Genomic DNA, 25,880 nt, shown 5'->3' with positions numbered 1-25,880 from the left:
TAAAACACGATGAGGGAATGAATGTCGTTTATTCGTAAAGTGATCAGCATCTTGCTGTACGCCGTTAATACTATATTTTGGTTTATACCGATCTTTATTTGTGGCTTGATAAAGCTACTGCCCATCTCGCCACTACAAAAAGCCATGAGTTATATAGCCAAAGCGTGTGCAAGTAATTGGGTCGCGTGTAATTCAGTGAGCCAAAACCTCATTGCGCCGTATACGCTCAATGTTAGCGGACTGGATGAGCTAAAACGCAAAGACTGGTACTTGGTTATCGCCAATCACCAAAGTTGGGTGGATATCTTAGTGTTGCAGCGAGTACTTCATGGCAAAATCCCGTTTTTGAATTTCTTTTTGAAAAAAGAGCTGCTTTACGTACCCGTCCTTGGTCTTGCTTGGTGGGCGCTCGATTTTCCTTTTATGACACGAACCAGCAAGTCGCAATTAAAGAAAAATCCTAAATTGCGCGGTAAAGATATAGAAACGACGCGAAAAGCATGCGAAAAGTTTAAAACAATGCCTGTAAGTATTGTAAACTTCGTTGAAGGTACGCGTTACACCGAACACAAGCATAGTAAGCAGAAAAGCCCATTTACGCACCTGCTCAAACCCAAAGCAGGAGGCATCGCGTTTGTGATGCAAGCCATGGGTGAGCAAATCAGCAAAGTGGTGAACGTCACCATCCACTACCCCGGTGGTGTACCAACTTTTGCAGACTTTATCGCTGGTAAAGTTAAGTCAGTAGATGTTCAGGTGGAAGTAATGCCGGTCAGTGCAAACTTGGTAGGCGACTACACGAATGATCCCGAATTTAGAGTGCGTTTCCAATCCGAATTAAACGCATTGTGGCAAGCCAAAGACGCACAACTTGTGGAGCTTGCCAATAAGAAGTAGTAGAAGGATGTTGTGATGTTAAAACAAATACTACCTAAGTGGTTTCTCGGGCTATCGGCCAGTGTGTGGCTGTTGGTAAATACCTTTGTGTGTGGTTTATTGGTGCTCTTGTTTGGCATCATAAAACTGTTTGCGCCAGTTAAGTTTATCTCTACAGCGCTGCACTTCTTTTACGGTATGTGGTGTAAAGGCAATTACCTTGGCTTGCGCATTGCGTGCGACAAAATACAGGTGAGCTTGCCAAAAGAATTACACGCTCAAGGGTGGTATTTATTAATTTCCAATCATCTTAGTTGGCTTGATATCGTTGTGCTGAGTGCCATGGAGGTGTTACCTGCACCTAAATTTTTCCTAAAAGATGAATTAAAATACGTGCCTTTTATTGGCACTGGTGCGTGGGCAATGGGCATGCCATTTATGAAGCGTGCGAGTAAAGCGCAGATAGCCAAAAACCCCAAGCTTAAAGGGATGGATGTTGAACGCACCAAAGCCAGTTGTCGAAATTTTCGTGACCACCCCACAACCGTAATCAACTTTGTGGAAGGCACTCGTCATACTAAAGCAAAACATGCGCATCAAAATAGTCCGTTCAAGCACTTGCTCAAACCAAAAGCCGGCGGTGTAGCGTTTGCCCTTGAAGTGTTATCTGAGCAGCTTGATGGCATGCTCAATGCGACTTTGGCTTATGAATTAGAGGGTGAGCATATTTGCCGTGCATTTACGCTTGGACGCTTGGATGCAATTGATGTAAAAATAGACTATATCGCGATGGAGAAAGTGCCACTTGGCAACTATCAAGCCGATAAAGCTTATCGTGTACAGTTTCAGTCTTTTATGAATGAAGTGTGGCAACGCAAAGATTGCCAACTCGAAGCGCATTGGCTGCATTCGACGGAGCCAAGTGACACGCTCAATGAGGAGCTAAAACAGCTATGAAGTTCGATCACCTTCATGATGTCGTTCAACCATGGTTAAAAGAGTTACCGCAGGGCACTGTGATCAGTGCTTTATTCACAAACGGTGTCGCGGTTGTCGGGTTATTGCTTTTATATTGGGTGATCCGCCGTTTGGTGCTGCCCAATGTAGAAAATCTTGCGCGCCATATTTCCCCGCGTAAAATTGGTCACCTTGCCCCTCAGTTAAGTAAATTTAGCGGCCGCTTTGCCTTTGTATTGTGTTTATTGGTTTTTTCCGCCTACCACGAGCGTCTATTTGTCGCGCCAGCTTGGGTGTTTGTGGTGATGGAAACGCTGGCATATGTCATTTTAGTGGTGGCATCAGGGTTTTTATTTAGCAGTTTAGTCAACTTAGGTAATGGCGTTTATAACCTTTTTCCATTCGCCAAAGAAGTGCCGATCCAAGGGATTATTCAGGTAATTAAACTACTGATATTTATAGTTTGTTCTATACTGGTGGTGAGTATCTTGGTGGATAAATCACCGACTTATATTCTCTCCGGTTTTGGTGCTATCGCTGCGGTCATTATTTTGGTATTCAAAGATACGATTTTGGGATTGGTTGCGAGTATTCAAATCGCGGCCAACCGACTGGTAACCACCGGTGACTGGATCCAAGTTGACGCATTTGGTGCAGACGGCGAGGTGATTGATCTTGGTTTAAATACCGTTAGGGTACGTAATTGGGATAATACCGTCACAACCATACCAACCTATATGCTGATCTCCGATTCATTTAAAAACTGGCGTGCAATGCAAGAGTCAGCAGGGCGCCGTATCAAACGCGCTGTTCATATTGATTTTACTAGCATAGAGCCGTTGGTAGAGCACAAACGAGCGTCGCTAACAGAGCAATATCCGCTACTGAAAAAGCTTGAAGATGTACCCAGTGATATCACCAATTTAGGCTTATTTAGACGCTACGCAGAGGCCTACTTGAAGCAGCATGATGCCATTAATCAAGATTGCTTATGCATGGTAAGAGAACTTGCCCCCACGCAACATGGCTTGCCTCTAGAATTTTACTGTTTTAGTCGTGATAAACGCTGGGTGTTTTATGAGCACCTACAAGCCGATATTTTGGACTACATGCTAAGCGTAATGCCAGCATTTGGTTTACGTCCATACCAAAGCGTGAGTGATTACTTTGGCGCACACCGAGTGAAAGTGCGCGCTGGTAGCAAACCCGACGCAAGCTCAGAATAATCAGATGGGCCACCAAAGCGTGGCCTACACACTTCCAGTGATAACACCAAACACCATAAAGGCAATAAGCAACTGCCATATCGCGGGCTTCAGCCATTTAAGCGCTACAAACCCTAATACCACCGCGATGATATCGAGCAGACTGTGCACCGCAGAAAGCCAAATCGGTTGATAAAACGCGGCGGCTAAAATCCCCACAACACCTGCATTTAAGGCTGCGCTAATGCTCGCAAACCTTGGCAATGCAATAAGCGATTGCCATTGCTGGTTAAAAGCCCACATTAACAACAGGCCCGGTAAGAAAATAGCGAGCGTCGCGATAGCCGCACCTAAAATGGGATGTGTGTTGTCGACAACTGCACCCAAAAAGCTTGCAATGGTAAACATAGGTCCGGGAATGGCTTGCGCTGCGGCATAAGCTGTTAAGAAGGTTTCTTGCGTGATTCCCTCAACACTGGTTTGTAGTAGCGGCAGCACGACGTGACCACCACCAAAAACTAAAGCACCTGCTTGATAAAATTCGGCAAATAGTTGGCTCGGAAGCGCGGCAAAGGTTAGTGCAAATAAGCCGATAAATAGCGCAAATACCGACCAGTTAATTTTGCTTTTTTTCTGACTTTGCTCGCTTGGCGCATTGCTGAAAGAGTAAAAGCAACCCGCGACGACAAGTGCCATAAGCACACCTAACTGTGCGCTTAAGTTTGGCAGCATCAACAACGTGAGTGTGGCTAAAAAAGCAACGAACTTTAGCGCTGTGGTTTTACAAAAGCTTTTTGCCATACTCAATACTGCATCGGCAACGATAACAACAGCAAACAATTTCAACCCATCAATGACACTTAGCGCGGTGCCTGAAAGCTGCTCAGCGGTTAATGCCAGCATGATCATGAGCAAAAAAGAAGGTAGAGTAAACCCTAAGAAGGCGGCGATCCCTCCTAGTATTCCAGCTTTTTCTAAACCAATCGCGAATCCGACTTGGCTAGAACCAGGTCCTGGTAGTATTTGTGACAGACTGATCATACTGGCATAGCGCTCATTACTCAGCCATTTTAAGTTATCGACAAAGTGCTTTTTAAAGAACCCAAGATGGGCTGCTGGCCCCCCGAAGCTCGTACATCCCAATAACAAAAACTGATAAAATATTTTCAGAAACATAGCGTACCTTGTGATATTGTTAACCTTATATCCTGACAAATCTATATGACATATTTATGACTTGTGATGCTGCGGCATCTGAGTTGGATAAATACTATGCGAATGACTTCTCTATTGCCGTGTTTACTTTTTTTGCTGGCGAGCTTCTCTGGTTTTGCTCAGCAAATAAATGTCGCTGTTGATCACGCACCACCATATAGCATTATTAAAGATAATGGTGAAGTACAAGGCTTAATCTTAGATATTCTAGAAACTGTGCAAGCTCAGGTTGGTGTTAATTATCAAATAAATACCATTCCATGTCCTTTCTCCCGCTGTATGCGGATGATAGCGCAAGGTGAAGTTGATGTAATGGGGGGTTAATACGTACGCCTCAAAGAGAAAAGTTAATCAACTTTGTCGAGCCCGCCTACATGGCACTGACGTCCTCGTTTGTCTTCTATGCCAAGCAAGACAGCGATATTCGGGTAGAGCAATATACTGATCTCTATACCAAGCGGATTGCAGTTGTGCGTGGTGGCGTTTTTTATCCTCGCTTTGATGAAGATCGCCAGCTCAATAAGGTCCCTGTATTTAGTGAGCAAGTGGCGTTTGATTTATTGCTAAAAGGGCGCGTTGATCTGGTTATCGCGGTGGAGGACACCGCCGAAGTGGCGATGGAAGTGCTTGGCCAGCCCATCGAAAAACTAAAAAAGGTCTCGTACCGCCACGCTCAGCCGATTTATGGTCATATGGCGATGAGCAAACGCTTTAGCGACACAGAGCTTGCGAAAAAAATTCGCTTAACTATGAGGCAATTAGCTGTAAAAAAGCAGCTCGATGCTGTCGTTGCAAAGTATAAACTTCCACCAGTTTCTGAGCACTTGAGCGACTTGGTCCCTGCTCATCCATAAAAAAATCAGCAAGGCTTCAGCCAGAGTTAATTGTTTATTGCAACAATATAGACAATCAAGTTGAAATGAACTCAGGTGGGAAGATGATAGCAAGAAATATGTTAATTGGTGCAGCCGTTGTGGTTGCTTTGTCTGGCTGTGAAATGAATAACACAGGTAAAGGTGCGGCGATTGGTGCGGCAACCGGTGCGGTGTTAGGTAAAGCGACTGGTAACCACAAAGACAAACGTCTTGCCATTGGTGCTGCGGTTGGTGCAATTGCAGGTGCCGCGATTGGTAACTATATGGACAAGCAGGAAGCTGCATTTAATCAAGAGCTTGCAGGAACGGGTGTTGAGGTTGTCCGTGAAGGCGATCAAATGCGCTTAGTGTTGCCATCAAACATTACTTTTGCGACAGGTAAGTCAGCCATCAGCCCGAGCTTTTACAATACACTTCAAGGCATCGCCCGTGTGATGCAGCAATATGATAAGACATTCCTTACGATTGTAGGTCATACAGATTCTACTGGTTCAGCCAGCTTCAATCAGACGTTGTCTGAGCAGCGCGCGAATAGCGTAAAGCAGTATTTATTATCACAGCAGGTACTTCCTGCGCGCTTGTACGCAGAGGGCATGGGTGAATCTCAACCAATCGCGAGCAATGATACGGAGCAAGGTAAGGCGCAAAACCGCCGAGTAGAAATAAAAATTATTCCAAACCGAGCGTAGGAAGAATCAAGGAGTGCCATGTTTTAGCACTCCTTTTTATGGATTTCAGCTGCTATAAAAATAAGGTATTTATCGAATTATCAGATAGATCAGGCCTGCGCCGATAACGCTCCCAACGCTTAGGGATAATATTGCAGTAAACAAGAATAAATGATAACTCACTGTTTTTTCTTCTTTGTTTTCTTTACTTTGGAACATGTCAGTCAAATCAATAAGCTTGGATTGGGAGATTTCAAACACCGCACACAAGCTCATGACAGTCTCTTTACTTGCTGTCCCGTCGCTCTCGACGCGTTGAATTGTGCGTAGGCTAACTCCAGAGGCATCTGCTAAATGTTGCTGAGTCCAACTCTTTTCGGTTCGCAACAGCTTTACTGTATTATTATTTATTTGCATTATCTACATCCTTGATGAACTTAAAGTGCGGTGCTGCCGTACCAGCGTCCCAAGTAGTACGCGAGAGTAAATATACAAAAGCCTGCAACTAGGCCGTAGCCCATAAAAGTGAATATGACCTTGGCTAAGGTCAGTTGATCGTTCAGAGGGGTACTTGACTGGCGACCAAGAATTTTTCTGCCTTTGAGTAGTAAACACTCAGTTTCAAAAGTAAAACTGTTAATTACACAAAATCTAGCTTCATAAGCCTGATCTGCAAAAGTAAATCTATGGGTGCCCCCAAAAGAAAAATTGCGCTTTTTAGAAACACAAACATCATCAACGAAAACATACTCACAGCCATTTAAAACGTTTGCGCAACATGCAATCTGGTGCTCTCCATCTTGGAAATACACTTTGTAGGTGGCTTTTTCTAGTTTTTCTAAGTCAGACATATTGAACTCCAGTTAAGTTGTTGTCTCCACTTTGCCTGTTTCTCCATTAAAACACGCCGACAAGCTTACGTCAGTGTTCAAACTGTCATATGACAATAATTTTCTAAATTAATTAACTTTATGATTTAAATGCTTTTAAAGCGAATTTTAAGGTTGGGTAAGAAATGAAATCCAGAAAAAGCACTGAGCCTAATAAAGTTTTGTGACTCAGTGCCTCAATAAAAAGAAGGTCATAATGTGCTTAAAGCGTGTCACACACCACTTCAGCTTTGCAGGTGATCACACTAACATTGGTATAACCAATACGTGTCAATTGCTCTGCGGCAAAAATAGCACGGCCACCCGCGGCACAGTGTAAATAAATTGGCCTGTCTGCGTCTTTTTCTAGCTCTGGAAGCTTAAATTCTAGCAATCCTCTTGGGATATTTACCGCGCCGTTGGCTGCCTTTTGACTATGTTCAGCCGGCTCTCTCACGTCGATAAGCAGACCATTGTTTTGTGCAATCTCTGATTTTGCTTGTACCGCGTCAATGCAGCGTTGGTTAGGCTTTACTGTCTTCAATACATCTTGGGCAGATATCAGCATGTGTAGCTCCTTATTGGGTTATCGGTTTCATTATGACTCACCTTTCCTGAATGCCAAGTTTCTTCAATATAACGATCATAGGACACCAATTAGTAAAAGCTGACTGCACTAAATTGACACAAATAAACACACTAAACCAAACCCAGTTTGGGCTGACAAAATGTGTGAGCAGTAAAGAAATAGCAAACATAACGCCTGCGACTAATCTAAGTAGAGGATGTAAGGTCATAATGAGTGTCACCTTTAATATTAGTTATTTCTAATATTAGACATCACTAATGTTTGTGTCTATACTTTAAGCATATTTATTTTTTGGGAGTGAACATGGATCTTCAGCAAATGGCACAAAATGCCGAGCAGGCAGAAGCATTGCTAAAGCTCATGGCGAATAAAAATCGCTTGATGATTTTGTGTGCATTACAAAAGCAAGAGCTCAGCGTCAGCCAGCTTAATGAAATGGTGCCGTTAGCGCAGTCTGCCTTATCACAGCATTTAGCCAGCATGAGAAAGGCACAAATCGTGACTACTCGTCGTGAGGGGGCGACGATTTATTATCACGTTAAAGATAGCCGAGTCGCTGTGCTACTCGAGAGTTTATATCAGCTGTTCTGCGCCTCAAGTGCAGAGTAACAGGAACGACAGAGATGCAAAAGTTAGATGGTGTCATTCGGTATGCTCTACAAGGCCGCTTGCCAACGATTATTTTCTTGTGCGCTGTGGTACTTGGATTATTTGCATTGCAAATGACACCACGAGAGGAAGAACCACAAATAGTGGTGCCTATGTTGGATATTCATGTATCGGTGCCAAATACTGCCTCACCAGAAGTCGCACGATTGGTCACCACACCACTTGAAAAGTTACTACTGCAAATTCCGGGTGTTGAACACGTCTATTCTACGACCCAAACCGGCGGTACGGTTGTTACGTTAAGGTTTCATGTGGGTGAAGACAGAGAGAAAGCCATTCTCAACACCTACACTAAGCTGTATGCCAATCAGCATACTATGCCGGGAATTGTCACTCAGTGGCAGATCCGTCCAATAGAAGTCGATGACGTTCCGATTCTTATGCTCGGACTGACAAGTTCAAAGCCGGAGCTATATGATGACTACGCGCTAACGCGCTTTGCACAAGAACTAGCTATCCAGTTACAGAGTATCGCAGATACCAGCGAGGTTTCGGTTATTACCGGGCGCACGAGAGCACTTAGGGTTGAGTTGAACTTAGCTGCCCTTGCCGCACATCAAACAACACCAATGGACGTTTTAGGTGCAATCCAAAGTAGTAACCTAGTGACACGAGTAGGACAAGTGACGGCGGGCAGTAACACGATTGCTTTTGAATCTGGTGATGTCCTTCGTAATAAGTCGGCACTGGAAGGCCTCACGGTGAATGTAATCAATGGTCGTGCCATTATTTTAAAGGAAGTTGCGCGGGTTTTTGATGGTCCTAGTGAGCCAGATAGCTATCAGTGGTTAGCAAGTAGCGACACCCAGACTGCAGCTCCCTTAGTGACGATTGGCGTGGCAAAGCAAAAGGGCAGCAATGCCGTGACGGTTGCAGAGCAAAGTTTAGCGCTTGTGACCCAGTTACAACGGGATCTCCTTCCAGAAGAGGTATCGGTAAAAGTATTAAGAAATTATGGTGAGACAGCCAATGACAAAGTCAATAATCTCACTTCAAGCTTAGCCTTTGCGGTATTTACCGTTGTGGTATTTGTCGGTGTATTTTTAGGTTGGCGGCCTGCAATCGTTGTTGGTCTTGCTGTGCCGATTTGCTATGGCATTACACTTGGCTTGGACTTTGCGTTTGGTTACACCATTAATCGAGTCACTTTGTTTGCGCTTATTTTGTCGTTGGGGTTGCTAGTCGATGACCCAATCACAGGTATTGATAATATTAGCCGGTTTATTCATCGTGGCGCGGCGGCTGATACTGATCATAACATCGTTGCCGCGATGGTCGAGATCAAGTCTGCGCTTTTGATGTCAACGTTAACTATTATCATGGCGTTTATTCCATTGGCGTTTATTACTGGCATGATGGGCCCATATATGGCACCCATGGCTTTTAACGTCCCCATTAGTGTCATTGCTTCGACGTTAGTGGCTTTTTTAGTGACGCCTTGGTTGTCTAAAAAGTTACTCAAAGCGGACTCAAAAACAAACGAAGTAGCGCCTCAAGACTCGTACTACAGCAAAATCATGCTGCCAATTTTACAAAGCCCACGCAAAGCTAAGTGGTTATTATGGGGCGTGTTAGGGCTATTCGTTGCGAGTGTTAGCCTCCCTATTTTTAGGGCCGTACCGCTGAAATTGCTGCCGTTTGACAATAAAAGTGAAATCCAAGTACTGATAGATATGCCCGAGGGAACCAGCCTTGAGCAAACGGCTGCAATGGCGAGGCAAGTACAGCAAATCGTTTGGTCAGAAACTGAAGTGACCGACATAGCCGCTTTTGTCGGTAAACCTTCCAGTATGGATTTTAATGGTATGGTGCGAGGTTATTATCGTCGTAGCGGTACTCATCTTGCCGAACTTAGGGTTTTATTGGTGGATAAGAACGAACGAGAACACCAATCTCACGCCATCGTCATGCGGCTGCGCGAAAAGCTTCAGCCTTTTAACCAAACGTTGACGCAAGTGAAAGTGGTGGAAGTACCGCCGGGGCCTCCGGTGTTAAGCACACTCGTTGCTGAGGTTTATGCAGATCCGTTTGTTTCTCGCGATACGCAAGAGCAAGCAGCCCAGAGGTTAGCGCATCGCTTAAGGCAAGAGCCACATGTGGTTGAGGTTGACACCTCTATGGCTTCACCAACATTGCTAAAGCGGTTTGTGGTTGATAAACAAAAGGCCGCGCTGTCTGGTGTGGCCACAGAGGATATTAATCAATCGTTAGTGGTTGCAAGCAGCTGCATGCCAGCTGGTTTTTTATATACCCAAGGTGAGGCTGCAACAGTGCCCATCGAGTTGGGTGTAAGTTACGCGCAGCGTAATCAATGGCAAAACGTGTTAGCGATGCAAGTCCGTGGTCGTCAGGCGTTGGCAAAAACCACTCAGAAATATGGCTTAGAGCAGGCTGCGAGGCCTCTTGTTGCGATTGGTGAACTTGGCGAATTAACATCTATCCCTACGGCTCCCGTGATCCTTCGCAAAGATCTGCAAGAAGTGATTTATGTGTTTGCGGAGCTAAATGGCCGTACGCCAGCAGAGGTTATAGCCGATGTGGTTGCGGATGAAAATCAACAGATAACACCGAGCAATTGGACGTCTCGCACCTTTCTACACAGTGGCGGTGGAGTAACTTGGTCAATGTTAGAGGGAACCCATTATACCTTCAAAGGCGAAGGTGAGTGGCGCATTACCATAGATGTGTTTAGAGACATGGGGATCGCATTTGCGTTTGCTCTGGTGGCGATTTTTATCATTCTGCGGATACAAACAGCGTCTAGTAGCTTATCACTTATCATTATGTCGGCTATTCCCCTCACCATGATAGGGATTATGCCGGGCTTTTGGTTGCTCAATCAATTTGGTGAGCGTGTGATTGCTGGTGCGCCAGAGCCTGTGTTATTTACAGCGACCGCGATGATAGGAATGATAGCGCTGGCCGGAATAGTGGTGAGAAACTCCCTTATTTTGGTGGAGTTTATTAATCAGTCTCGCGCGGCCGGTATGGCACTAATCGATGCATTGATTGCGGCGGGAAGTGTAAGAATGCGACCGGTATTACTTACTGCGGGTACGACGTTATTAGGCAATTTAGTGATTATCTTAGATCCGGTTTTTAGTGGTCTCGCCCTTGCTATTATTTTCGGGATCATTGCTTCAACGTTATTTTCACTGCTGGTCGTGCCTATCGTTTACTATTTAGTATTCAAATCATCATCGACATCTAACCACTCTATTAACACCTCATCAGTTCAGGAGTCTTCTCATGTCTCGTAATAAAATCTTTATTCCTGTTCTTGCTATTTTTTGCCTATTATTGATGGTCGTATGGCTTGCTGGTGGATTCCAAAATAAGCTAGCTCCGGGTAATAAGTCCGAACTTCCAGCCTATCAAGGAGCACGTTATACCGTGCAAAAGTCGCTGATTGCGATGATTGAACAAGTGCCTGCGAGTGTGGTCGCAAAAGAAAATACGTTAGTGTCCAGCCGGTTATTGGCGGAGCTTAAAACGCTTAACGTAAGAGCCGGTGATAAAGTCTCTGCAGGACAGCTAATAGCGACACTTGATGATGCAGAGCTTAAAGCGGAGCTGCAAAGAGTGGCGGCGCAGCAAGCGGCGAATTCAGCTAAGCTAGAACAAGCAACTAAGCAATTAGCGCGCAACAAAACTCTCAATGAAAAAGGGCTTATCGCGATTAATCAAGTGGATGAGTGGCAAGCCGCGGTCAACGAGTTACAAGCACAAGATAATGCATTGCAAGAAGCGTATCGCAGTGCTGAAGTCGCGCTGGGTTACACGCAAATAACAGCTCCTATTTCCGGTAAAGTGGTGGAGCGCTTAAAAGAGCCAGGCAGCATGGTTAGTCCTGGTAGCGCCATCATCTCGCTATTCAATCCATTGCAATTGCAGATTGAAGCACCAATTCGAGAGAGCCAAGTTAAGCATATTCAGCTAGGGAGCGAGATTAAAGTACGCATACCTGCGCTAGATATAACCCAAACTGCGCGAGTGTCGGAGATGGTGCCAATTGCCGACAGCCAAGCGCGCAGTTTTATTATTAAACTGGATATGCCTTTGATGCAGAATGTGGTACCTGGGATGTACGCTTTGGTTGAGCTGGTGCTTGGCGAGCAGTCGGTTATCCAAATACCAACTAATTTGATCAGCAAGCATGGTCAATTGGCGATGGTCGAGGTAGTAGAAAATGACCAACTTCACAAGCGCTATCTCAGGCTAGGCGAAGAAGCAGGTAATAAAACGCTCGTGATTAGCGGCCTAAACGAAGGCGATCAGCTAGCTGCACAGTGACAGCTAGCTGATCCGAGCTTTTAAATAAACGAAGCGATTTCTTCAAGCGACTTTTTCACCGTTGCGTGCTCTGGAATAGTTGCATCTTCACTTGGATAACCCGCAATCAGTAACATATAAGGACGTTCGTTATCTTTGTCTCTACCGCACAACTCAGTTAAAAAGCTCATCGGTTTAGGGGTATGGGTCAGTGTTGCAAGTCCTGCATTATGCAGAGCTTGAATAAGAAACCCTGTGGCGATCCCGACCGATTCATGAACATAGTAGTTGGTATTTTTGTCTTCCGCGTGGATCCCACCTTTTTTCTGACTAAAAATAGCGATAAGCCAAGGGGCATGTTCTAAGTAAGGTTTTTGTGCGTCTGTGCCCAAAGGTTTTAATGCGTCCAACCACTCATCTCCGGCACGGCCTTGGTAAAACGAGCGCTCGAGATCCTCGGCTGCGGCTCGGATCTGTTGTTTCTTATCCATGCTACTAATCGCCACAAAGTGCCATGGCTGATGGTTTGCACCGCTCGGTGCTGTGCCCGCTGCTTTGATACAAGTTTCAATGATTTCTTGCGGTACTGGGCGGTCGCTAAAAGCTCGGATGCTATGACGTCTTTTACTGTTTTCCAAGAATGCTTCCGCACGACTTAGCATTTCCTCGTGAGGGTATTCAATAAAATCCGTCAGTGGGTGGTTGGCGTGATCTTGCATGTTAGTTTTCCTTGGGTTTTGTTAACTAAGAATGTTTCTTAGTGTTTCAGTGTTTACTTTTATTTTCAATTGATATGTTTATGTTAATTGTCACTAACTCAGGTAAATGTTATAAAAAGGACAATAATAAAAATCCGGGAAGGAAATAAAAATGCTCGAAATATCAGGACTTTCAAAAACCTATGATAATGGTGTTCATGCTTTGAGAGGTGTAAACCTGACTATTCCAAAGGGAATGTTTGGTTTACTTGGGCCCAATGGCGCTGGTAAATCATCGTTGATGCGCACGATTGCCACATTACAGTCGGCGGATGCAGGCACCATACAGTTCGATGGTGTGGATGTTTTAAAAGAACCCAAGGCACTACGCGCACGGTTAGGCTACCTGCCGCAAGATTTTGGTGTGTACCAACGCGTTAGTGCGTATGATCTATTGGATCATATGGCAATTTTAAAAGGATTAAATAATAAAAAAGAGCGTAAAGAAGCCGTTGACGGATTGCTCGCACAAACGAACTTATATGATCACCGTAAAAATGCGGTCAGCGGATTTTCTGGAGGTATGCGTCAACGCTTTGGCATTGCACAGGCGCTGCTTGGCGACCCTGATTTACTCATTGTCGATGAACCGACGGCGGGATTAGACCCAGAAGAACGTAATCGTTTTCACAACCTACTCGTTGGCTTAGGTGAGAGTAAAGTGGTTATCTTATCAACGCATATCGTGGAGGATGTGTCTGAGCTATGTCCGAATATGGCCGTGCTGGCGAGCGGACAAATTTTACTTGAAGGTAATCCTATTGCACTCACTGAGCAGCTACAGGGAAAAATCTGGCGTAAGTCAGTCACGCTCGCTGAAGCGAAAGAAGTAGAACAAAACTTACCGGTTATTTCTAAGCGTTTATTCGCGGGTCAGACCTTACTTAACGTATTTGCTGATCAAGCACCCGAAGGGTTTGAAGCGGTACCTGCCGATTTAGAGGACGTCTATTTTTCTACTCTGCATACACATCGAAATAATCAAGCAGCGTAAGGAGTAGGCAGATGCTATTTAAAATGATGCGTTTTGAGCTGCGGTATTTTGTCCGTCAGCCTTCCTTTTATGTGACTTCTCTTATTCTATTTTTGCTCACCTTTTTTGCGTCAGTTTCGGACGCAGTACAGATCGGTGGTGGCAGCAATGTCAATGTAAACTCGCCCTTTGCCATCTTGCAAACCGTTGCCATCATGACTATTTTTTCCATCTTTTTGGTGGTTAACTTTGTTGGTAGTGCAGTGATAAGAGACGATCAAAGTAAGTTCAGTGAACTTATTTTGAGTAAGCCTTTACACTTAGCTCAGTATCGTTTAGGTCGGTTTCTCGGTGCTTATCTTGTCACCTTGCTAGTATTTTCAATGTGTTTAGTGGGGATCTGGGTAGGCTCTGGTATAGGTGGTTTAGTTGGTTGGTTAGATACCGAACTGATTGGGCCTAATAAACTCAGCTTTTACCTAACGCCCCTATTTATCATTGCGGCCCCTTCACTGTTTTTTATGGCGAGCTTATTTGCACTGGTGGCGCAAAAATTTAGAACCATGATAGCCATGTACTTAGTTGCCGTGGGTTTGTTTGTGACTTACCTTGTGGCAAATAGTATTTTTTCAGATATTGAATATCGTACTATTGCTGCGTATTTAGACATGTTTGGCCTATCAGCCATTTCAGCGCAATCAGAATATTGGACCATTGCAGATCGCAATACATCAGTCATAAGCTTGGTTGATGAGCTGCTCTATAACCGCTTAATTTGGATGTCAGTTGCATTGCTCAGTTTAGGCGCCTTGGCCCTGAATACCTCTCATTATTTGCCGCAAAAGCAAAAAACCAAGAGCAAGGCTAAAGAAGATGGTAGCCAAGCTGCGGCGCTGCTGAATCGTTTTGATTTTAAAGCGGGCACAGGTAGTAGTTGGGTACACTTTTGCACTAGAACCGCTTTTGAAGTAAAGCAAGTGCTTAAAAGCTATCCGTTCTTAGTGTTATTAATTTTGGCTGTGGCAACCTTAATACCTGCGTTAGTTGGTTCATTTAATTGGTATGGCACAGAAGTGTGGCCAGTGACCTTTAGAATGGTGGAGCTTATCCACGGCAGCTTCTGGCAATTATTGGTCATTGTGTTGGTGTACTACAGCGCCGAGCTGGTATGGCATGACCGCGATTCGCGAATGGGAGACATCGTTGACTCTTACCCTGTTGCAAACTGGGTATTTTGGGGCTCTAAATATATCGCTTTAGTTGCGGTGATGACGCTGTTATGTGTATTTGGTAGCTTGATTACCATTAGCTATCAACTATTGTCGGGTGTAACGCAGATAGATCTTGCCCAGTATATTGTACGCTTGGGATATTTGTATGTGTTGGGCTTTGCCTTCCAAACCACCTTGGCATTTTTGATACAGGTGATGAGTCCAAGCAAATATATGGGTATGGGGATCTACGTCGTTTATTTCATTATTTCGATAGTTCTGAGCAACTTTGGTTTTGAGCACAACATGTATCACTTGGGCGACACTTCCCCAGTGCCATACTCAGATATTAATGGTTATGGTCATTTCCTCAGTGCGGCACATTGGTATAATTTGTACTGGTTTGGTTTTAGCATGATGTTAGCGACATTGAGCTATGCACTTTGGCCTCGTGGTGCAGGACAAACGCTGACAGCGCGCATTGCACTGATGGGCTATCAGTTAGGCAATACTGGCAAAGCGTTATTGGCTTGTGGTGCTCTGATATTCGTGGGTAGTGGTAGCTACATTTACTACAACACGCAAGTGGTCAACGAGTTTATCACGCAAGATGAAGCTGAAGATATTGCGGAGCAATATGAGCAACAATTTGCCCAGTATCGTGATGACCCTGTACCAGTCACGTTAGATGTTCAGCTCAATGCTGAGATATTCCCAAAGACACGTCGTATTGAAGCGCAGGTAAAGCTGTTGGTTGAAAACCGCTCTGATAAAGAGATCACTCGATTCTTGGTCAATAAACCTGATCATACATTAGAGTGGCAAGTTGAAATGGCTGGCGCTACGCTAGGTGAAGAGGATAAAACCTTTAAGCATGCTTGGCTTGAGCTTTCACAACCAATGACACCGGGTGAGCAGCGTGAAATTACGATGTCAGTTGTACGTCAAACGCTTGGTTTTGTAGATAGAGGCAATGATGAAACCTTGGTGAACAATGGTACTTTCATCGATAACACGACGTTGTTCCCGACATTTGGTTATAGTATCTACAAGCAAATTCAAGACAAAAGTGAGCGTCGTCAGCGCGGTCTTGAACCACTAAAACGTGGTAATAAGATTGAAGAAACACACTATCATCATGAACCATTGTTTGCGGAAAATTTCGTCACATTCGCTGCAACGGTGACGACGGATGAGTCCCAAGTTGCGATGGTGCCGGGCTATTTGCAATCAAAACACAGCAAAGACGGCCGCACGACCTATGTCTACGAAATGGATGCTCCGATGCTGCACTTCTATAACATCTTGTCGATGGATCTTGAGGTGAAACGAGAAGAGTATAAAGGCATTGCGCTCGAGGTTTACTACCATAAAGACCATGCTTGGAATGTCGACACTATGTTGCAGTCGACTAAAGACTCTATTGATTATTTCACTCGAGAGTTTGGACCTTACCAACATAAGCAAATGCGTATTATTGAGTTTCCTCGTTATCGAGACTTTGCGCAAAGTTTTGCCAATACAGTACCTTACTCGGAGAATGTTGGCTTTTTAACGGATACCCGTAATCCTGACAATATCAACGTACCTTACTATGTGACTTCACATGAGCTGGCGCACCAGTGGTGGGCGCATCAGGTGATTGGTGCTAATGTGGAGGGGTCAAATATCTTGTCGGAAATGTTGTCGCAATATTCTGCCATTATGGTGATGAAAGAAAAGTACGGCGAGAATAATCTCCGTAAATTCCTGAAGTACGAACTAGACACCTATTTAAGTGGACGAGGCTCTGATCCGTATGAAGAGCGGGCGCTATCCAGAACAGTCGGTCAGCAATATATTCACTACAATAAAGGTTCTGTTGTGATGTTAGCGCTGCACGATTTACTTGGAGAAACGCGACTCAATAGCGCATTAAGAAGCTTCTTAAATGACTATCGTTTTAGAACAGATATCTATCCAACAACACTCGACTTTTTGACTTACTTAAAAGCGGGGGCTTCAGAGCAAGAACAAGTATTTATCGAAGATCAGTTCAATGCGATTACGTTGTATGAGCTTAAGCTTGCGGGGGTTGAAGTGCAAGAAGCGACGCAAGCGGGAGAACTTCATACAGTGACCTTAACGGTTGAGGCTGCGAAAAAGCATGCAGATGGTGAAGGTAACGAAGAAGAAATCCCGCTTAATCAAGAGATTGATATAGCCTTATTCTCTGCCGATCCTAATAACATTCAAAGTGACGAAACGCTGTTATACCTACAAAAACACGCGATCACATCAGGTGAAAATAAGATTGAATTGAAAGTGACAGAGTTACCGAAATTTGCTGGCGTTGATCCGTTTGTAAAACTGGTTGATAAGAAAACAGCCGATAACATCAAGTCACTCTAATCGATATATAGGTAGGAGAGGGCTTTTTCGAAAGCCCTCATTCATTTTTAAAGGAAAGTTATGCCAGATTTATTGCAAGTAACAGGGGTGTCGAAGCAATATGTTTCGGTAAAAGCAGTAGATAATCTAAGTTTTAACGTTAAACAAGGTGAGATCTTTGCACTACTTGGTCCCAATGGTGCGGGTAAATCATCCCTCGTGAGAATGTTGGTTGGGTTTACCTATCCAGATAGTGGCGCAATCGCCGTCAATATTGATGGGCAAGCACATCAGTCAATCCCTCATCAAAGTTTAGGTTATCTCCCAGAAGATAGAGGGCTGTATGCTGAAAAAACTGTGCAGCAGAATTTGCTCTATTTTGCCAAGTTACGCGGTGTTGAGAAAAACGCAGCCCTAGTACAGATTGAGTCTTGGCTAACACAGTTTGACTTAAGTGACAGAGCGCATGAGCGGTTGAAATCGTTGTCAAAAGGCAATCAGCAAAAAGTACAGTTAATATCGGCAGTATTGCACAACCCCAAGGTTGTATTGCTTGATGAGCCTTTCTCTGGTCTTGACCCCATCAACCAAGAAAAGGTGGTGGTGTTTTTGGAAGCATTAAAAGCACAAGGCATGACGGTTATTTTAAGCGCACATCAGATGGCGATGGTGGAAAAGCTTGCCGATCGAATGCTGTTAATGAATCACGGGCAAGCCGTGCTTTATGGCACGTTAGCCGAAATAAAACAGGACGTTGGTGTTGGCATCGACATCACAGTAAGCTTCAGTGAGGCAACGAACTACGCAGAGCTCAATTTAGGTAACTACAGGGTGGCTTGTACTCAATTAAGTCAGAATAAGATTAAGTTTGAGTTGAGTAACTCCTCAGAACTTAATTTGTTGCTCGCCGATTTGTCTAAATCAACGACTTTGCAAGGAATAGAAACCAAAACCATGGACTTGCATCAACTCTATCTAAAAGCAATCGAATCCCATCAAGGCAAAGTGCAATCTCAGGAGAGTGCCCATGTCTTATAAGCTGCAACAGATACTGCAAGTGACCAAATGGGAGTTTATGTACTTTTTTAAACTCAAGCAGGAGCTGATCGGTAAAGCAATTATGCTGGCGATAGGTTTGCTTATCTATGTTTGGCAAAGCACTTCGTTTTTTGAACCTGAGCAATATGTTATCGCAACACCATCCGCCATGAACTTAACTCAGCTACCTGAGCCTTTGCTGCTAAAGCGAGTTGATGCGTCAAAAGCTGAACTTCTGACTCAGTTAGAACAAGAGAAAATTGACGGTATTTTGATACTTCAAGCTCAAGCGGGTGAGGTGTTACAGTTTGAACTTATTACCACAGGTAAAATGTCTTGGCAGAATGAAGTTGAGGTAGCGCTTATGCAGTTTTACAGCAACGAACTCGCACAGACGTTTAATTTATCTGCGGCCCAGCTCGCCCTGTTACAGCAACCTGTGACTGTCACAAATCAATATACAAAGGATGCAGTTAAGGAGGCGCACAACCAGTCTTCGATGACAGCATTTGGCGTGATGCTATTGATGCTCATCGGTATTTTTACTTCATTTGGACAGATCTTCGTGTCTATCACCGGAGAAAAGCAGCAGCGCGTTACCGAACAACTGTATTCTTGTATGAGTGCGCAAACTTGGATTGACGGTAAAATATTTGGCCAAATGCTACATTGTTTAAAGGCGATGTTAAGCACGTTATTTTCATTTTTGTTGGCGATGGCTTTTATACAAGTCGTTGTAAAAAACGAAGCCTTGGACTTTACAATGATAGACTTTGCAATGTTGCCTTGGTTTACCCTGTTTGCGATAGTGGGTCTTTATATGGCAACAGCTTTTATGGCAGCAATAGCCGCAGCTATTGACGATCCTAACCATAGTGGCAAGACAGGATTTATGATGATCCCTATATTGCCAATTGTTATCGCATTTATGATTGTTGATAGCCCTAGCAGCCTTGCAGTGGATATTTTGAGTCTTTTCCCGCTTACCGCATTTGTGGTGATGCCAGTAAAAATGGCGTTAATTGAAGTGCCCATGTGGCAGGTGTTATGCGCGCTGCTAAGCGCCTTGCTTGGCTGCTACTTTATCCGTGTTGCCGCAGGACGATTGTTTAAAGCGGGCATGGTGATGTATGGCAAAGAACCCTCAATTAAGGATATGGTGCGCTGGGTCTGTAAACCGGAGTAATATCGTGTAGACGATAGCCTGCTAGCACAATGCTTTGGTTATGGTACGCTCCATAACCAAAGCTTGTGGCAACGCATAGAGGGTAAAATGTATCAACACATTGATAATGAAAACAATAAGCTAAATCTACCAACGGGGAAAATCGTTTGTGTTGGTAGAAACTACGTAGCGCACGCCAAAGAGCTAGATAACCCCATTCCAAGCAGTCCGCTGTTGTTTATCAAACCAGCAACGAGCTTAGTACCATTTAAGAATGAAATGATGTTGAACGCCGCACTTGGCGAGCATCATTATGAGGCCGAACTTGCACTATTGGTAGGCGCACAAATTGATGTAAAAACCCCAGCGCCTCTCAAGCATATTGCCGGAATTGGGCTGGCACTCGATTTGACATTACGAGACTTACAAAGTGAGCTAAAAGCACAAGGGCACCCATGGGAGCGGGCAAAGGCCTATGATAATAGCTGCCCAATGACGCCTTTTATTCCATGTGATGAAAACACCTTTGCTGAGCGCATTGAATATCGTTTTTGGCAAAATGGTGAGCTGAAACAGCATGGTGACTCTAGCTTAATGATTTTTCCAATCACTGAGTTACTAAACGACATTGCTCGTTACTTTACGCTTCAGCCAGGAGACATTGTCTTGACAGGAACGCCAAAAGGGGTAGGGAGCCTAGCGCATGGCGATGAACTTACGCTGCAGCTGAAAAGCCATACTCCATGGCATGGTAACGTTGCGATAAATTAGATTCTCGTTTTTATGTGCATCGCTGCGTAGTCTGTTACGACTGCGCAGCAACGAGCTTAGCTTCTGGTTGATTGATTGTGCTCGAGCAACACAGCATGATGGCAACGAGTGAAATTGCGCCTAATATTACCCAGCTGATAGTCAGGTTTACGTAGCCCAAAAGTAATGCGGTTAAGGCGGAGCCGAGCAAGCCACCAAAGCGAGTGGTTAGTGACATAATAGACTCCACACTGGCTCGCACGTTGTCGCTACTCAATTGGTGTTGTAGCTGCAGTTGTGCCGGTTGCGCTAGTCCCATACAAAGGTAAAAGCACAGCAAGGCTAGAATCAGTAATGGTAGTGACGTAACCCAAGCAAGCAACAGCACAAAGGCTAATTTGGCGAAATGAGCGAACGCCATGACATACCCTAAGCGTTGACCAAATAAAGAACAGATTGGAGCGCTGATCGCAGCAGCGACGCCATTTAATACAAACCCAGCCGCCATCATTGCTGGGAATATCCACGCAATAGAGTCAACTGGTGCACTACTATAGCGCTCTGCTAGGCCTGGCCAAAACTTCTCTATGCTGCTGGCAACAGGGATTGCAAAAGCAATCACCAACAGTAGCCTTTGCATACCACTTTGCTTACAAGTTGCCAGCATGGCCTTAGCTTGGCTAATCAGTCCTTTCTCAACCACGTCTTGCAGAGGTCTCGTTGACTCTTTCACCACGACAAAAGTACATGCAAACACCAAACACAATACCGCTACCGAAATCAAGATTAAGGCTTGATACAAGTGGTTGAGCTGTTGTGTTGGGCTAGTCGCAAATGCCAAAAAGAAGGCGGCAAATAAAGCGGCACTGGCGCCGATAAGATAGCCAATACCATACACTTTACCGAACCCCTTATTCAGTGGCTCATCCCCTTCAAGCTTTTGATAAGTTTCAACAAACCATGCGTTGAGCGTGCCAGTTAACGATGCCTGACTTAATCCCCAACATGCCATGGCTAAGCTGACGTGCCAAAAGTCTTCACTCAACAATAAAAGTAAGTTGCATACAGCGGCAAACACCAAAGAAGCTAAAAATACTTTGCGGCGACCAATGGCATCTGCCGCAATACCACTTGGTACTTCAAACACCACGATAGTGATAGCCATGACCACCATAGCTAAGGCCACATCTTGCAATGCTAGGCCTAAGTTCAGCATATAAGGCGTAAAAATAGGGAGCACCAGCATACTGGCAAACATAGTTAACCCAAGGTGGATGCCGTATCGTGTAGCAAATTGTGAACGAGTCATGCGCGTTGCTCCACTGTGGTTGCGGCGCTATTCGTTTGCTGCATTAACGCATTAATATGTGACGCGATGATGGATAAGTCTTTAGCGTCAGTCATGATTTCATCGTGTGCACTTTCAAGCGCAATATAGTCTGCATTGGCAAGTAAATTTTCAAAACCATTTCTGTCACTTGCAAACGTCCGCTTATACAGTGAAGGTATGTCTTCCACTTGATGGATCAACCTCAGTGCCGGAAGTGGAATGGCCTCATCACTGACATGATCGGCGATAAAGAAGCTCACAGGGAAGGTAAACGCCGTCGCGGTTTGAAAGTATTGAGTAAAGTCTAAAAATGCTCGGGCGATAGGTTTAGCGTCATCGTCTTGCGAACGGATATACTCTTCTTCGGCGGCCTGACGCGCTGCTGAAGTAAGTCTTGGTAAGACGGGGTCAATCAAAAAGCAGTGGACAATTTCTCTACCCATTTCGGCCAAGTAACGCGCCACTTCCAGTGACAATGCCGCACCTTCACAAAAGCCGCCCAAGTAAAGTGGGCCAGTTGGCGATACCTCTGTAATACGCTGAGCATAATAGCGCACCATAGTATGCAAGCTGATATGTTTGCCTGTGAACAGTTTGATATTTTCTAATGCGTGAATGCGCAGGTCGGGCGCGAGTTTTTCACACAGAGGTGCAAAGCTATCAGCGGTTGCTGCTGCGGGCATGAGATGAAGCAGAAACTCACTCTGCGGTGCATTGAAAAAACGTGAAGGAGCGAAATGCTCATGGGCAAGCGCAGCGTCAATTGCTTGACTTTCACTCATGGTGGCAAAATCAAGTCGGGTCTGATTATCAATAAATCTTGCCAGTTGCTGCACTGATAGGTGTTCAAGGATAAGTTGTGGCGTTAGCTGCCAATTACGCTTGCTTGCAGCTCCACAAAAGCTTAATAAACTAATGGAGTCGGCACCTTGCTCAGTTACTGCCGTCGCACAACAAAGTGGATTCTGGCCTAAAACATCCTGCCAAATGGTCAGCACTTCCTTCTCTGTGTTGGTTTGTGGCATAACGAGTTGATGCTGCTTTAGCTCAGGTTCTGGCAGCTTAGTTTTGTCGAGCTTGCCGTTGAGCGTTAACGGTAACGCCGAAAGTACATTGAAGCTATGTGGCATCATATAACTAGGAAGCTGCTTGGTAAGCTGAGTTTTACAGTGGCTGAGTACCGCAGCTTGATCGGCCGCGGGGTTGATGACCAAATATGCATGCAGCAAGGTCTGAGCCTGCTGCTTTTTAGCAATAACCGCACAGCTATCTATATCCGCCAGCTGATTAAGGTGATGCTCAATCTCTGCCAACTCAATTCTAAAGCCTCGCACTTTGACTTGTTGATCGCCACGGTTGATATAACACAGTTGCTGTTGTGCATTCCAATACACTAAGTCGCCCGTGCGATAGTACTTTTGCATAGAGCCAAACAGATTTAGGGATACAAACTTTTCGCTGTTGAGTGTTGGGTTATTGAGGTAACGTGCAGCCACGCCATGCCCACAGACCACTAACTCGCCGGGACAGCCAAGTGGCAGTAATTCGTTATTGCGACCGACTACAGCTACCGCGCGCCCTGGGATTGGCTTGCCGATTGCTATCTCAGACTGCTGTTTAGACATCGTTTGCACTGTGGTAAATGTGGTGCACTCAGTCGGACCATAACCATTGATAAAGTGTTTTGGACAAGATGTGGACGCCAGCAATTTATTTACTATCGACTCTGTTAATGCTTCACCACCCACGAGTAAATGAGTCAGAGAAGCGAAAATATGCTCGTCTTGCAGCAACAAAGTGTCGAACAGTGAGCGGGTTAGAAACATCGAAGTGATATTCAACGTCTGCAATGTTGCACGGAGCTGCGCTGCAGAATTAAGGCTGTCCTGATAGCCTAAGTGCACCTCAGCACCGTTGAGTAATGCGCTCCATATCTCAAATAGAGTGGCATCAAAAGCTGGGTTTGCGAGTTGAATAAAGCTATCTTGGGGCTGATGCTGGTAACTATGATTATCGAGTGCCAAAGAGCTAATTGCGGCATGAGAGAGCAATGTGCCTTTAGGATTTCCTGTCGTACCTGAGGTATAAATAATCGTCGCGACTTCGCTAGGTGCGATGCACATAGGCTCAAAACCCGCCGTGATATCAGTATCTGCCAGACTTGTATCACAGAAAACTTCAGCGATATTGGTGTGGTTGAGTGTTGCCAATGTTTGGCTATGTTCATGCAAGGAGACTATTACGTCAGCATTACTATCACTCAGTTGATATTGATGACGCGCCACTGGGTCTTTGAGCGATAGCGTTGTGTATGCCGCGCCGATTTTTAGTGCCGCCAACATGGCAATCACAAATTCAATGTCGTTTCGCATGTAGAGTGCAACGACTTTGGGTTCAGGGCAGACTGCCAAGATTGCATTGGCAAGTTGCTTGGCTTGGTTATCAAGCTCTTGGTAGCTCAAGGTTTGATGGCGATTACTGATAGCGGCTTTATCTGGATGGCGCGCTACTACTTCAGCAAACCGGTCGGTGATACTTGCCACGCTCGGATAAGCGTGTTGCATTCCACTTAATTGATATTGTTTTTGCTGCGCCGTGTTACTCAATAAAGGTAGGCTATAAAGAGGCTGTTGGGCGTTTTCAACTGTTAGATAAGCCTGTAAAACCGTTTGATATAACTCGAGGATCTGCTGCGCGTATGAGCTGGAAAAAAGTGCCGTGGCATAAGTTAACCCTAACTCTGTGGTCTTCCCTGCACTCAAGTGTAATGTTAAATCAAACTTCGCTTGGCATTGCTGGGTTAGATCAAGGTCAACGCTTTGCCATAAGGTATGATGTTGCTCAGGGGCAAACTGACTACTGCTAAACAACGTTTGAAATATCGGGTGCATGCTAGTGTCGAGCGGCACGTCTAAGCTATTCTTAATGGCCTCAAACGGCAAGGCCTGATGTTGCTTGGCTTGATTAACGACTTGATTAACCTGAGTGAACCAGCGCTCAAGTAACATCGTCATGTCGATATCCGCTTTAATCGGCAATGAGTTAACAAAATATCCAAGTATGTTTTGTTGCAGTGCCGTAGGGCGGTTTTCACTAGGAATACCAACAACAAATTGACGTTGATGACTGAGCAGTGCAAGGGTGTGATACCAAGCCGCAAGCCCAAGAGTATTAATACTAATACGGTGCGTTTTCGCTGTTTGTTGTAACTTTAGCATCGTACTTTCATCTAGCACAATGCTCTGTATCGCGCCGCGATGATCAAAGGTGGCTGGGCGCGACTGAGTTTGCGCTAGTTTTAATGGTTCGTAATCAGCCAACTGAGTTTGCCAGTAACGTTGACTTGTTGCTTGTCGTTCACGCTGGCCGGGTGTTGCCATGTAATAAGCATAATCACTAAATTGTAGACTCAGAGGTCGATTCTCTCCCTCATAGAGTGACGTCAATTCCTGTAAAAACAATCCCAAAGACCATCCGTCAAAGGCGATATGATGCCAGACAAAAAACACATGTTGCTGCTCCTTTGAGGTGATGACATAGGCACGAAATGGTCGAGAATGCTGTAAGCTAAACGGCTCGTTAAAGAAGTGCTCGCACTGCTCAAACAAGTTTAGATTACCAAGCTCATGATGCGTCACGACAAACGCCTCATTGGCAGGCTGTTGTATCGTCTTTCCTTGGTGATCATAGGCCACAACCATATCTAGCGCACTGTGGCGGATCACCAGCTGTTCTATTGCTGCTGTGAGTTTTTCAATATCGCAGTGCTTGTCGATTTTGAGTAGGCATGGAATATGATAAGTACTTGCCGCGTTGCTCACTTCTTGCGTAAACAATAGTTGTTGCTGCCCAAGCGTAAGCGGAGCGCATCGGGTTTCCAATGGCAAGATAGACAGTTCATCAAAACGAGCTTTGCTATCTATGCCTTGCCTTGTGAGGTAGCGTAACAATTGTGGCTTATTCTGTTTTAACTGCTCAACAATTGCTTGGCCTTGTAAATTCACGTTGCTAGCAATTTTTAATTTATCCTCTTGCTGCCAAACGCTTATCCCACTTTGTTTTAGTTCATAAATAAATGATTCGATCATGC

At 44.8% G+C, this 25,880-nt stretch carries 22 protein-coding genes; 14 read left to right on the top strand and 8 right to left on the bottom strand.

The annotated features are described in order from the left end of the window. Positions 1–21: 21 nt before the first annotated feature. Genes B1L02_RS17470 through B1L02_RS17460 form a run of 3 tightly spaced genes read left to right on the top strand, consistent with a single transcriptional unit; the run spans position 22 to position 3,059 of the window. Positions 22–897: an acyltransferase gene (locus tag B1L02_RS17470; RefSeq protein WP_088532033.1), complete on the top strand. Its 876-nt coding sequence runs from the start codon at positions 22–24 to the stop codon at positions 895–897. A gap of 15 nt (positions 898–912) precedes the next feature. After that, entirely contained in the window at positions 913–1,833 is a 921-nt protein-coding gene (locus tag B1L02_RS17465) for an acetyltransferase (protein WP_088532032.1), read from the top strand. After that, positions 1,830–3,059 carry a mechanosensitive ion channel family protein gene (locus B1L02_RS17460; RefSeq protein ID WP_088532031.1) on the top strand — a complete coding sequence of 410 codons (1,230 nt, stop codon included), beginning with the start codon at positions 1,830–1,832 and terminating at the stop codon, positions 3,057–3,059. Before B1L02_RS17465 ends, B1L02_RS17460 begins: the two co-directional genes overlap by 4 nt. 24 nt (positions 3,060–3,083) lie before the next feature. Here B1L02_RS17460 and chrA read toward each other — a convergent pair whose 3' ends face one another. After that, entirely contained in the window at positions 3,084–4,214 is a 1,131-nt protein-coding gene (chrA, locus tag B1L02_RS17455) for a chromate efflux transporter (RefSeq protein WP_088532030.1), read from the bottom strand. Positions 4,215–4,310: 96 nt separating this feature from the next. Here chrA and B1L02_RS25200 point away from each other — a divergent pair, with 96 nt between their 5' ends. From B1L02_RS25200 to B1L02_RS17445, 3 genes are all read left to right on the top strand, one after another. Beyond that, entirely contained in the window at positions 4,311–4,577 is a 267-nt protein-coding gene (locus B1L02_RS25200) for a transporter substrate-binding domain-containing protein (protein ID WP_250644910.1), read from the top strand. 50 nt (positions 4,578–4,627) lie between these two features. Beyond that, the gene (locus tag B1L02_RS25195; RefSeq protein WP_250644909.1) at positions 4,628–5,107 is read left to right on the top strand and encodes a substrate-binding periplasmic protein; all 480 of its coding nucleotides are present in this window, start codon (positions 4,628–4,630) and stop codon (positions 5,105–5,107) included. Between the two features lie 83 nt (positions 5,108–5,190). Then, positions 5,191–5,817, top strand: a complete 627-nt coding sequence (locus B1L02_RS17445) for an OmpA family protein (RefSeq protein WP_088532029.1) — start codon at positions 5,191–5,193, stop codon at positions 5,815–5,817. A 69-nt stretch (positions 5,818–5,886) separates the two neighbouring features. Here B1L02_RS17445 and B1L02_RS17440 read toward each other — a convergent pair whose 3' ends face one another. The 4 genes from B1L02_RS17440 to B1L02_RS17425 all read right to left on the bottom strand — a co-directional run bounded on the left by B1L02_RS17440 (position 5,887) and on the right by B1L02_RS17425 (position 7,462). Beyond that, positions 5,887–6,213: a helix-turn-helix transcriptional regulator gene (locus B1L02_RS17440; RefSeq protein ID WP_088532028.1), complete on the bottom strand. Its 327-nt coding sequence runs from the start codon at positions 6,211–6,213 to the stop codon at positions 5,887–5,889. A gap of 20 nt (positions 6,214–6,233) precedes the next feature. Beyond that, positions 6,234–6,647 carry a hypothetical protein gene (locus B1L02_RS17435; RefSeq protein ID WP_088532027.1) on the bottom strand — a complete coding sequence of 138 codons (414 nt, stop codon included), beginning with the start codon at positions 6,645–6,647 and terminating at the stop codon, positions 6,234–6,236. Positions 6,648–6,888: 241 nt separating this feature from the next. After that, complete coding sequence (locus B1L02_RS17430) at positions 6,889–7,233, bottom strand: rhodanese-like domain-containing protein (RefSeq protein ID WP_088532026.1); 345 nt, start codon at positions 7,231–7,233, stop codon at positions 6,889–6,891. Positions 7,234–7,270: 37 nt separating this feature from the next. Then, the gene (locus B1L02_RS17425) at positions 7,271–7,462 is read right to left on the bottom strand and encodes a YgaP family membrane protein (RefSeq protein WP_088532025.1); all 192 of its coding nucleotides are present in this window, start codon (positions 7,460–7,462) and stop codon (positions 7,271–7,273) included. Between the two features lie 95 nt (positions 7,463–7,557). On the opposite strand from B1L02_RS17425, the gene B1L02_RS17420 reads away from it, so the two are divergent. The 3 genes from B1L02_RS17420 to B1L02_RS17410 are packed head-to-tail and all read left to right on the top strand — an operon-like array spanning position 7,558 to position 12,216. Beyond that, positions 7,558–7,863, top strand: a complete 306-nt coding sequence (locus tag B1L02_RS17420) for an ArsR/SmtB family transcription factor (RefSeq protein WP_088532024.1) — start codon at positions 7,558–7,560, stop codon at positions 7,861–7,863. 14 nt (positions 7,864–7,877) lie between these two features. Beyond that, a complete protein-coding gene (locus B1L02_RS17415) occupies positions 7,878–11,183 on the top strand; it encodes an efflux RND transporter permease subunit (RefSeq protein ID WP_088532023.1) in 3,306 nt (1,101 codons plus the stop codon). Next, complete coding sequence (locus B1L02_RS17410; RefSeq protein ID WP_088532022.1) at positions 11,173–12,216, top strand: efflux RND transporter periplasmic adaptor subunit; 1,044 nt, start codon at positions 11,173–11,175, stop codon at positions 12,214–12,216. The genes B1L02_RS17415 and B1L02_RS17410 overlap by 11 nt, the downstream gene beginning before the upstream one ends. A gap of 20 nt (positions 12,217–12,236) precedes the next feature. On the opposite strand, the gene B1L02_RS17405 is transcribed toward B1L02_RS17410, so the two are convergent. Next, positions 12,237–12,914: a nitroreductase family protein gene (locus B1L02_RS17405; protein WP_088532021.1), complete on the bottom strand. Its 678-nt coding sequence runs from the start codon at positions 12,912–12,914 to the stop codon at positions 12,237–12,239. Positions 12,915–13,065: 151 nt separating this feature from the next. On the opposite strand from B1L02_RS17405, the gene B1L02_RS17400 reads away from it, so the two are divergent. The 5 genes from B1L02_RS17400 to B1L02_RS17380 all read left to right on the top strand — a co-directional run bounded on the left by B1L02_RS17400 (position 13,066) and on the right by B1L02_RS17380 (position 20,481). Beyond that, complete coding sequence (locus B1L02_RS17400; protein ID WP_010606823.1) at positions 13,066–13,947, top strand: ABC transporter ATP-binding protein; 882 nt, start codon at positions 13,066–13,068, stop codon at positions 13,945–13,947. Between the two features lie 11 nt (positions 13,948–13,958). Then, a complete protein-coding gene (locus B1L02_RS17395) occupies positions 13,959–17,528 on the top strand; it encodes an ABC transporter permease/M1 family aminopeptidase (RefSeq protein WP_088532020.1) in 3,570 nt (1,189 codons plus the stop codon). 60 nt (positions 17,529–17,588) lie between these two features. Then, a complete protein-coding gene (locus B1L02_RS17390; RefSeq protein ID WP_088532019.1) occupies positions 17,589–18,545 on the top strand; it encodes an ABC transporter ATP-binding protein in 957 nt (318 codons plus the stop codon). Further along, positions 18,535–19,731 carry an ABC transporter permease gene (locus B1L02_RS17385; RefSeq protein WP_088532018.1) on the top strand — a complete coding sequence of 399 codons (1,197 nt, stop codon included), beginning with the start codon at positions 18,535–18,537 and terminating at the stop codon, positions 19,729–19,731. The genes B1L02_RS17390 and B1L02_RS17385 overlap by 11 nt, the downstream gene beginning before the upstream one ends. Positions 19,732–19,818: 87 nt before the next feature. Further along, positions 19,819–20,481 (top strand): fumarylacetoacetate hydrolase family protein, encoded by a 663-nt coding sequence (locus tag B1L02_RS17380; protein WP_088532017.1) that lies wholly within the window; start codon positions 19,819–19,821, stop codon positions 20,479–20,481. Positions 20,482–20,515: 34 nt separating this feature from the next. Here the strand turns inward: B1L02_RS17380 and B1L02_RS17375 are convergent, their stop codons facing one another. Next, positions 20,516–21,769 (bottom strand): MFS transporter, encoded by a 1,254-nt coding sequence (locus B1L02_RS17375; RefSeq protein ID WP_088532016.1) that lies wholly within the window; start codon positions 21,767–21,769, stop codon positions 20,516–20,518. Beyond that, positions 21,766–25,878 carry a non-ribosomal peptide synthetase gene (locus B1L02_RS17370; RefSeq protein WP_088532015.1) on the bottom strand — a complete coding sequence of 1,371 codons (4,113 nt, stop codon included), beginning with the start codon at positions 25,876–25,878 and terminating at the stop codon, positions 21,766–21,768. Before B1L02_RS17370 ends, B1L02_RS17375 begins: the two co-directional genes overlap by 4 nt. Between the last annotated feature and the right edge of the window lie 2 nt (positions 25,879–25,880).

This window comes from Pseudoalteromonas piscicida, from assembly GCF_002208135.1.
GTDB classification, from domain to species: domain Bacteria; phylum Pseudomonadota; class Gammaproteobacteria; order Enterobacterales; family Alteromonadaceae; genus Pseudoalteromonas; species Pseudoalteromonas piscicida_A.
This window is presented reverse-complemented; position numbering and strand designations above follow the sequence as displayed.

Coding starts and splice junctions, on each gene's coding strand:
- B1L02_RS17470 (WP_088532033.1), top strand. CDS start 22: ATGTCGTTTATTCGTAAAGTGATCAGCATCTTGCTGTACGCCGTTAAT.
- B1L02_RS17465 (WP_088532032.1), top strand. CDS start 913: ATGTTAAAACAAATACTACCTAAGTGGTTTCTCGGGCTATCGGCCAGT.
- B1L02_RS17460 (WP_088532031.1), top strand. CDS start 1,830: ATGAAGTTCGATCACCTTCATGATGTCGTTCAACCATGGTTAAAAGAG.
- chrA (WP_088532030.1), bottom strand. CDS start 4,214: ATGTTTCTGAAAATATTTTATCAGTTTTTGTTATTGGGATGTACGAGC.
- B1L02_RS25200 (WP_250644910.1), top strand. CDS start 4,311: ATGCGAATGACTTCTCTATTGCCGTGTTTACTTTTTTTGCTGGCGAGC.
- B1L02_RS25195 (WP_250644909.1), top strand. CDS start 4,628: ATGGCACTGACGTCCTCGTTTGTCTTCTATGCCAAGCAAGACAGCGAT.
- B1L02_RS17445 (WP_088532029.1), top strand. CDS start 5,191: ATGATAGCAAGAAATATGTTAATTGGTGCAGCCGTTGTGGTTGCTTTG.
- B1L02_RS17440 (WP_088532028.1), bottom strand. CDS start 6,213: ATGCAAATAAATAATAATACAGTAAAGCTGTTGCGAACCGAAAAGAGT.
- B1L02_RS17435 (WP_088532027.1), bottom strand. CDS start 6,647: ATGTCTGACTTAGAAAAACTAGAAAAAGCCACCTACAAAGTGTATTTC.
- B1L02_RS17430 (WP_088532026.1), bottom strand. CDS start 7,233: ATGCTGATATCTGCCCAAGATGTATTGAAGACAGTAAAGCCTAACCAA.
- B1L02_RS17425 (WP_088532025.1), bottom strand. CDS start 7,462: ATGACCTTACATCCTCTACTTAGATTAGTCGCAGGCGTTATGTTTGCT.
- B1L02_RS17420 (WP_088532024.1), top strand. CDS start 7,558: ATGGATCTTCAGCAAATGGCACAAAATGCCGAGCAGGCAGAAGCATTG.
- B1L02_RS17415 (WP_088532023.1), top strand. CDS start 7,878: ATGCAAAAGTTAGATGGTGTCATTCGGTATGCTCTACAAGGCCGCTTG.
- B1L02_RS17410 (WP_088532022.1), top strand. CDS start 11,173: ATGTCTCGTAATAAAATCTTTATTCCTGTTCTTGCTATTTTTTGCCTA.
- B1L02_RS17405 (WP_088532021.1), bottom strand. CDS start 12,914: ATGCAAGATCACGCCAACCACCCACTGACGGATTTTATTGAATACCCT.
- B1L02_RS17400 (WP_010606823.1), top strand. CDS start 13,066: ATGCTCGAAATATCAGGACTTTCAAAAACCTATGATAATGGTGTTCAT.
- B1L02_RS17395 (WP_088532020.1), top strand. CDS start 13,959: ATGCTATTTAAAATGATGCGTTTTGAGCTGCGGTATTTTGTCCGTCAG.
- B1L02_RS17390 (WP_088532019.1), top strand. CDS start 17,589: ATGCCAGATTTATTGCAAGTAACAGGGGTGTCGAAGCAATATGTTTCG.
- B1L02_RS17385 (WP_088532018.1), top strand. CDS start 18,535: ATGTCTTATAAGCTGCAACAGATACTGCAAGTGACCAAATGGGAGTTT.
- B1L02_RS17380 (WP_088532017.1), top strand. CDS start 19,819: ATGTATCAACACATTGATAATGAAAACAATAAGCTAAATCTACCAACG.
- B1L02_RS17375 (WP_088532016.1), bottom strand. CDS start 21,769: ATGACTCGTTCACAATTTGCTACACGATACGGCATCCACCTTGGGTTA.
- B1L02_RS17370 (WP_088532015.1), bottom strand. CDS start 25,878: ATGATCGAATCATTTATTTATGAACTAAAACAAAGTGGGATAAGCGTT.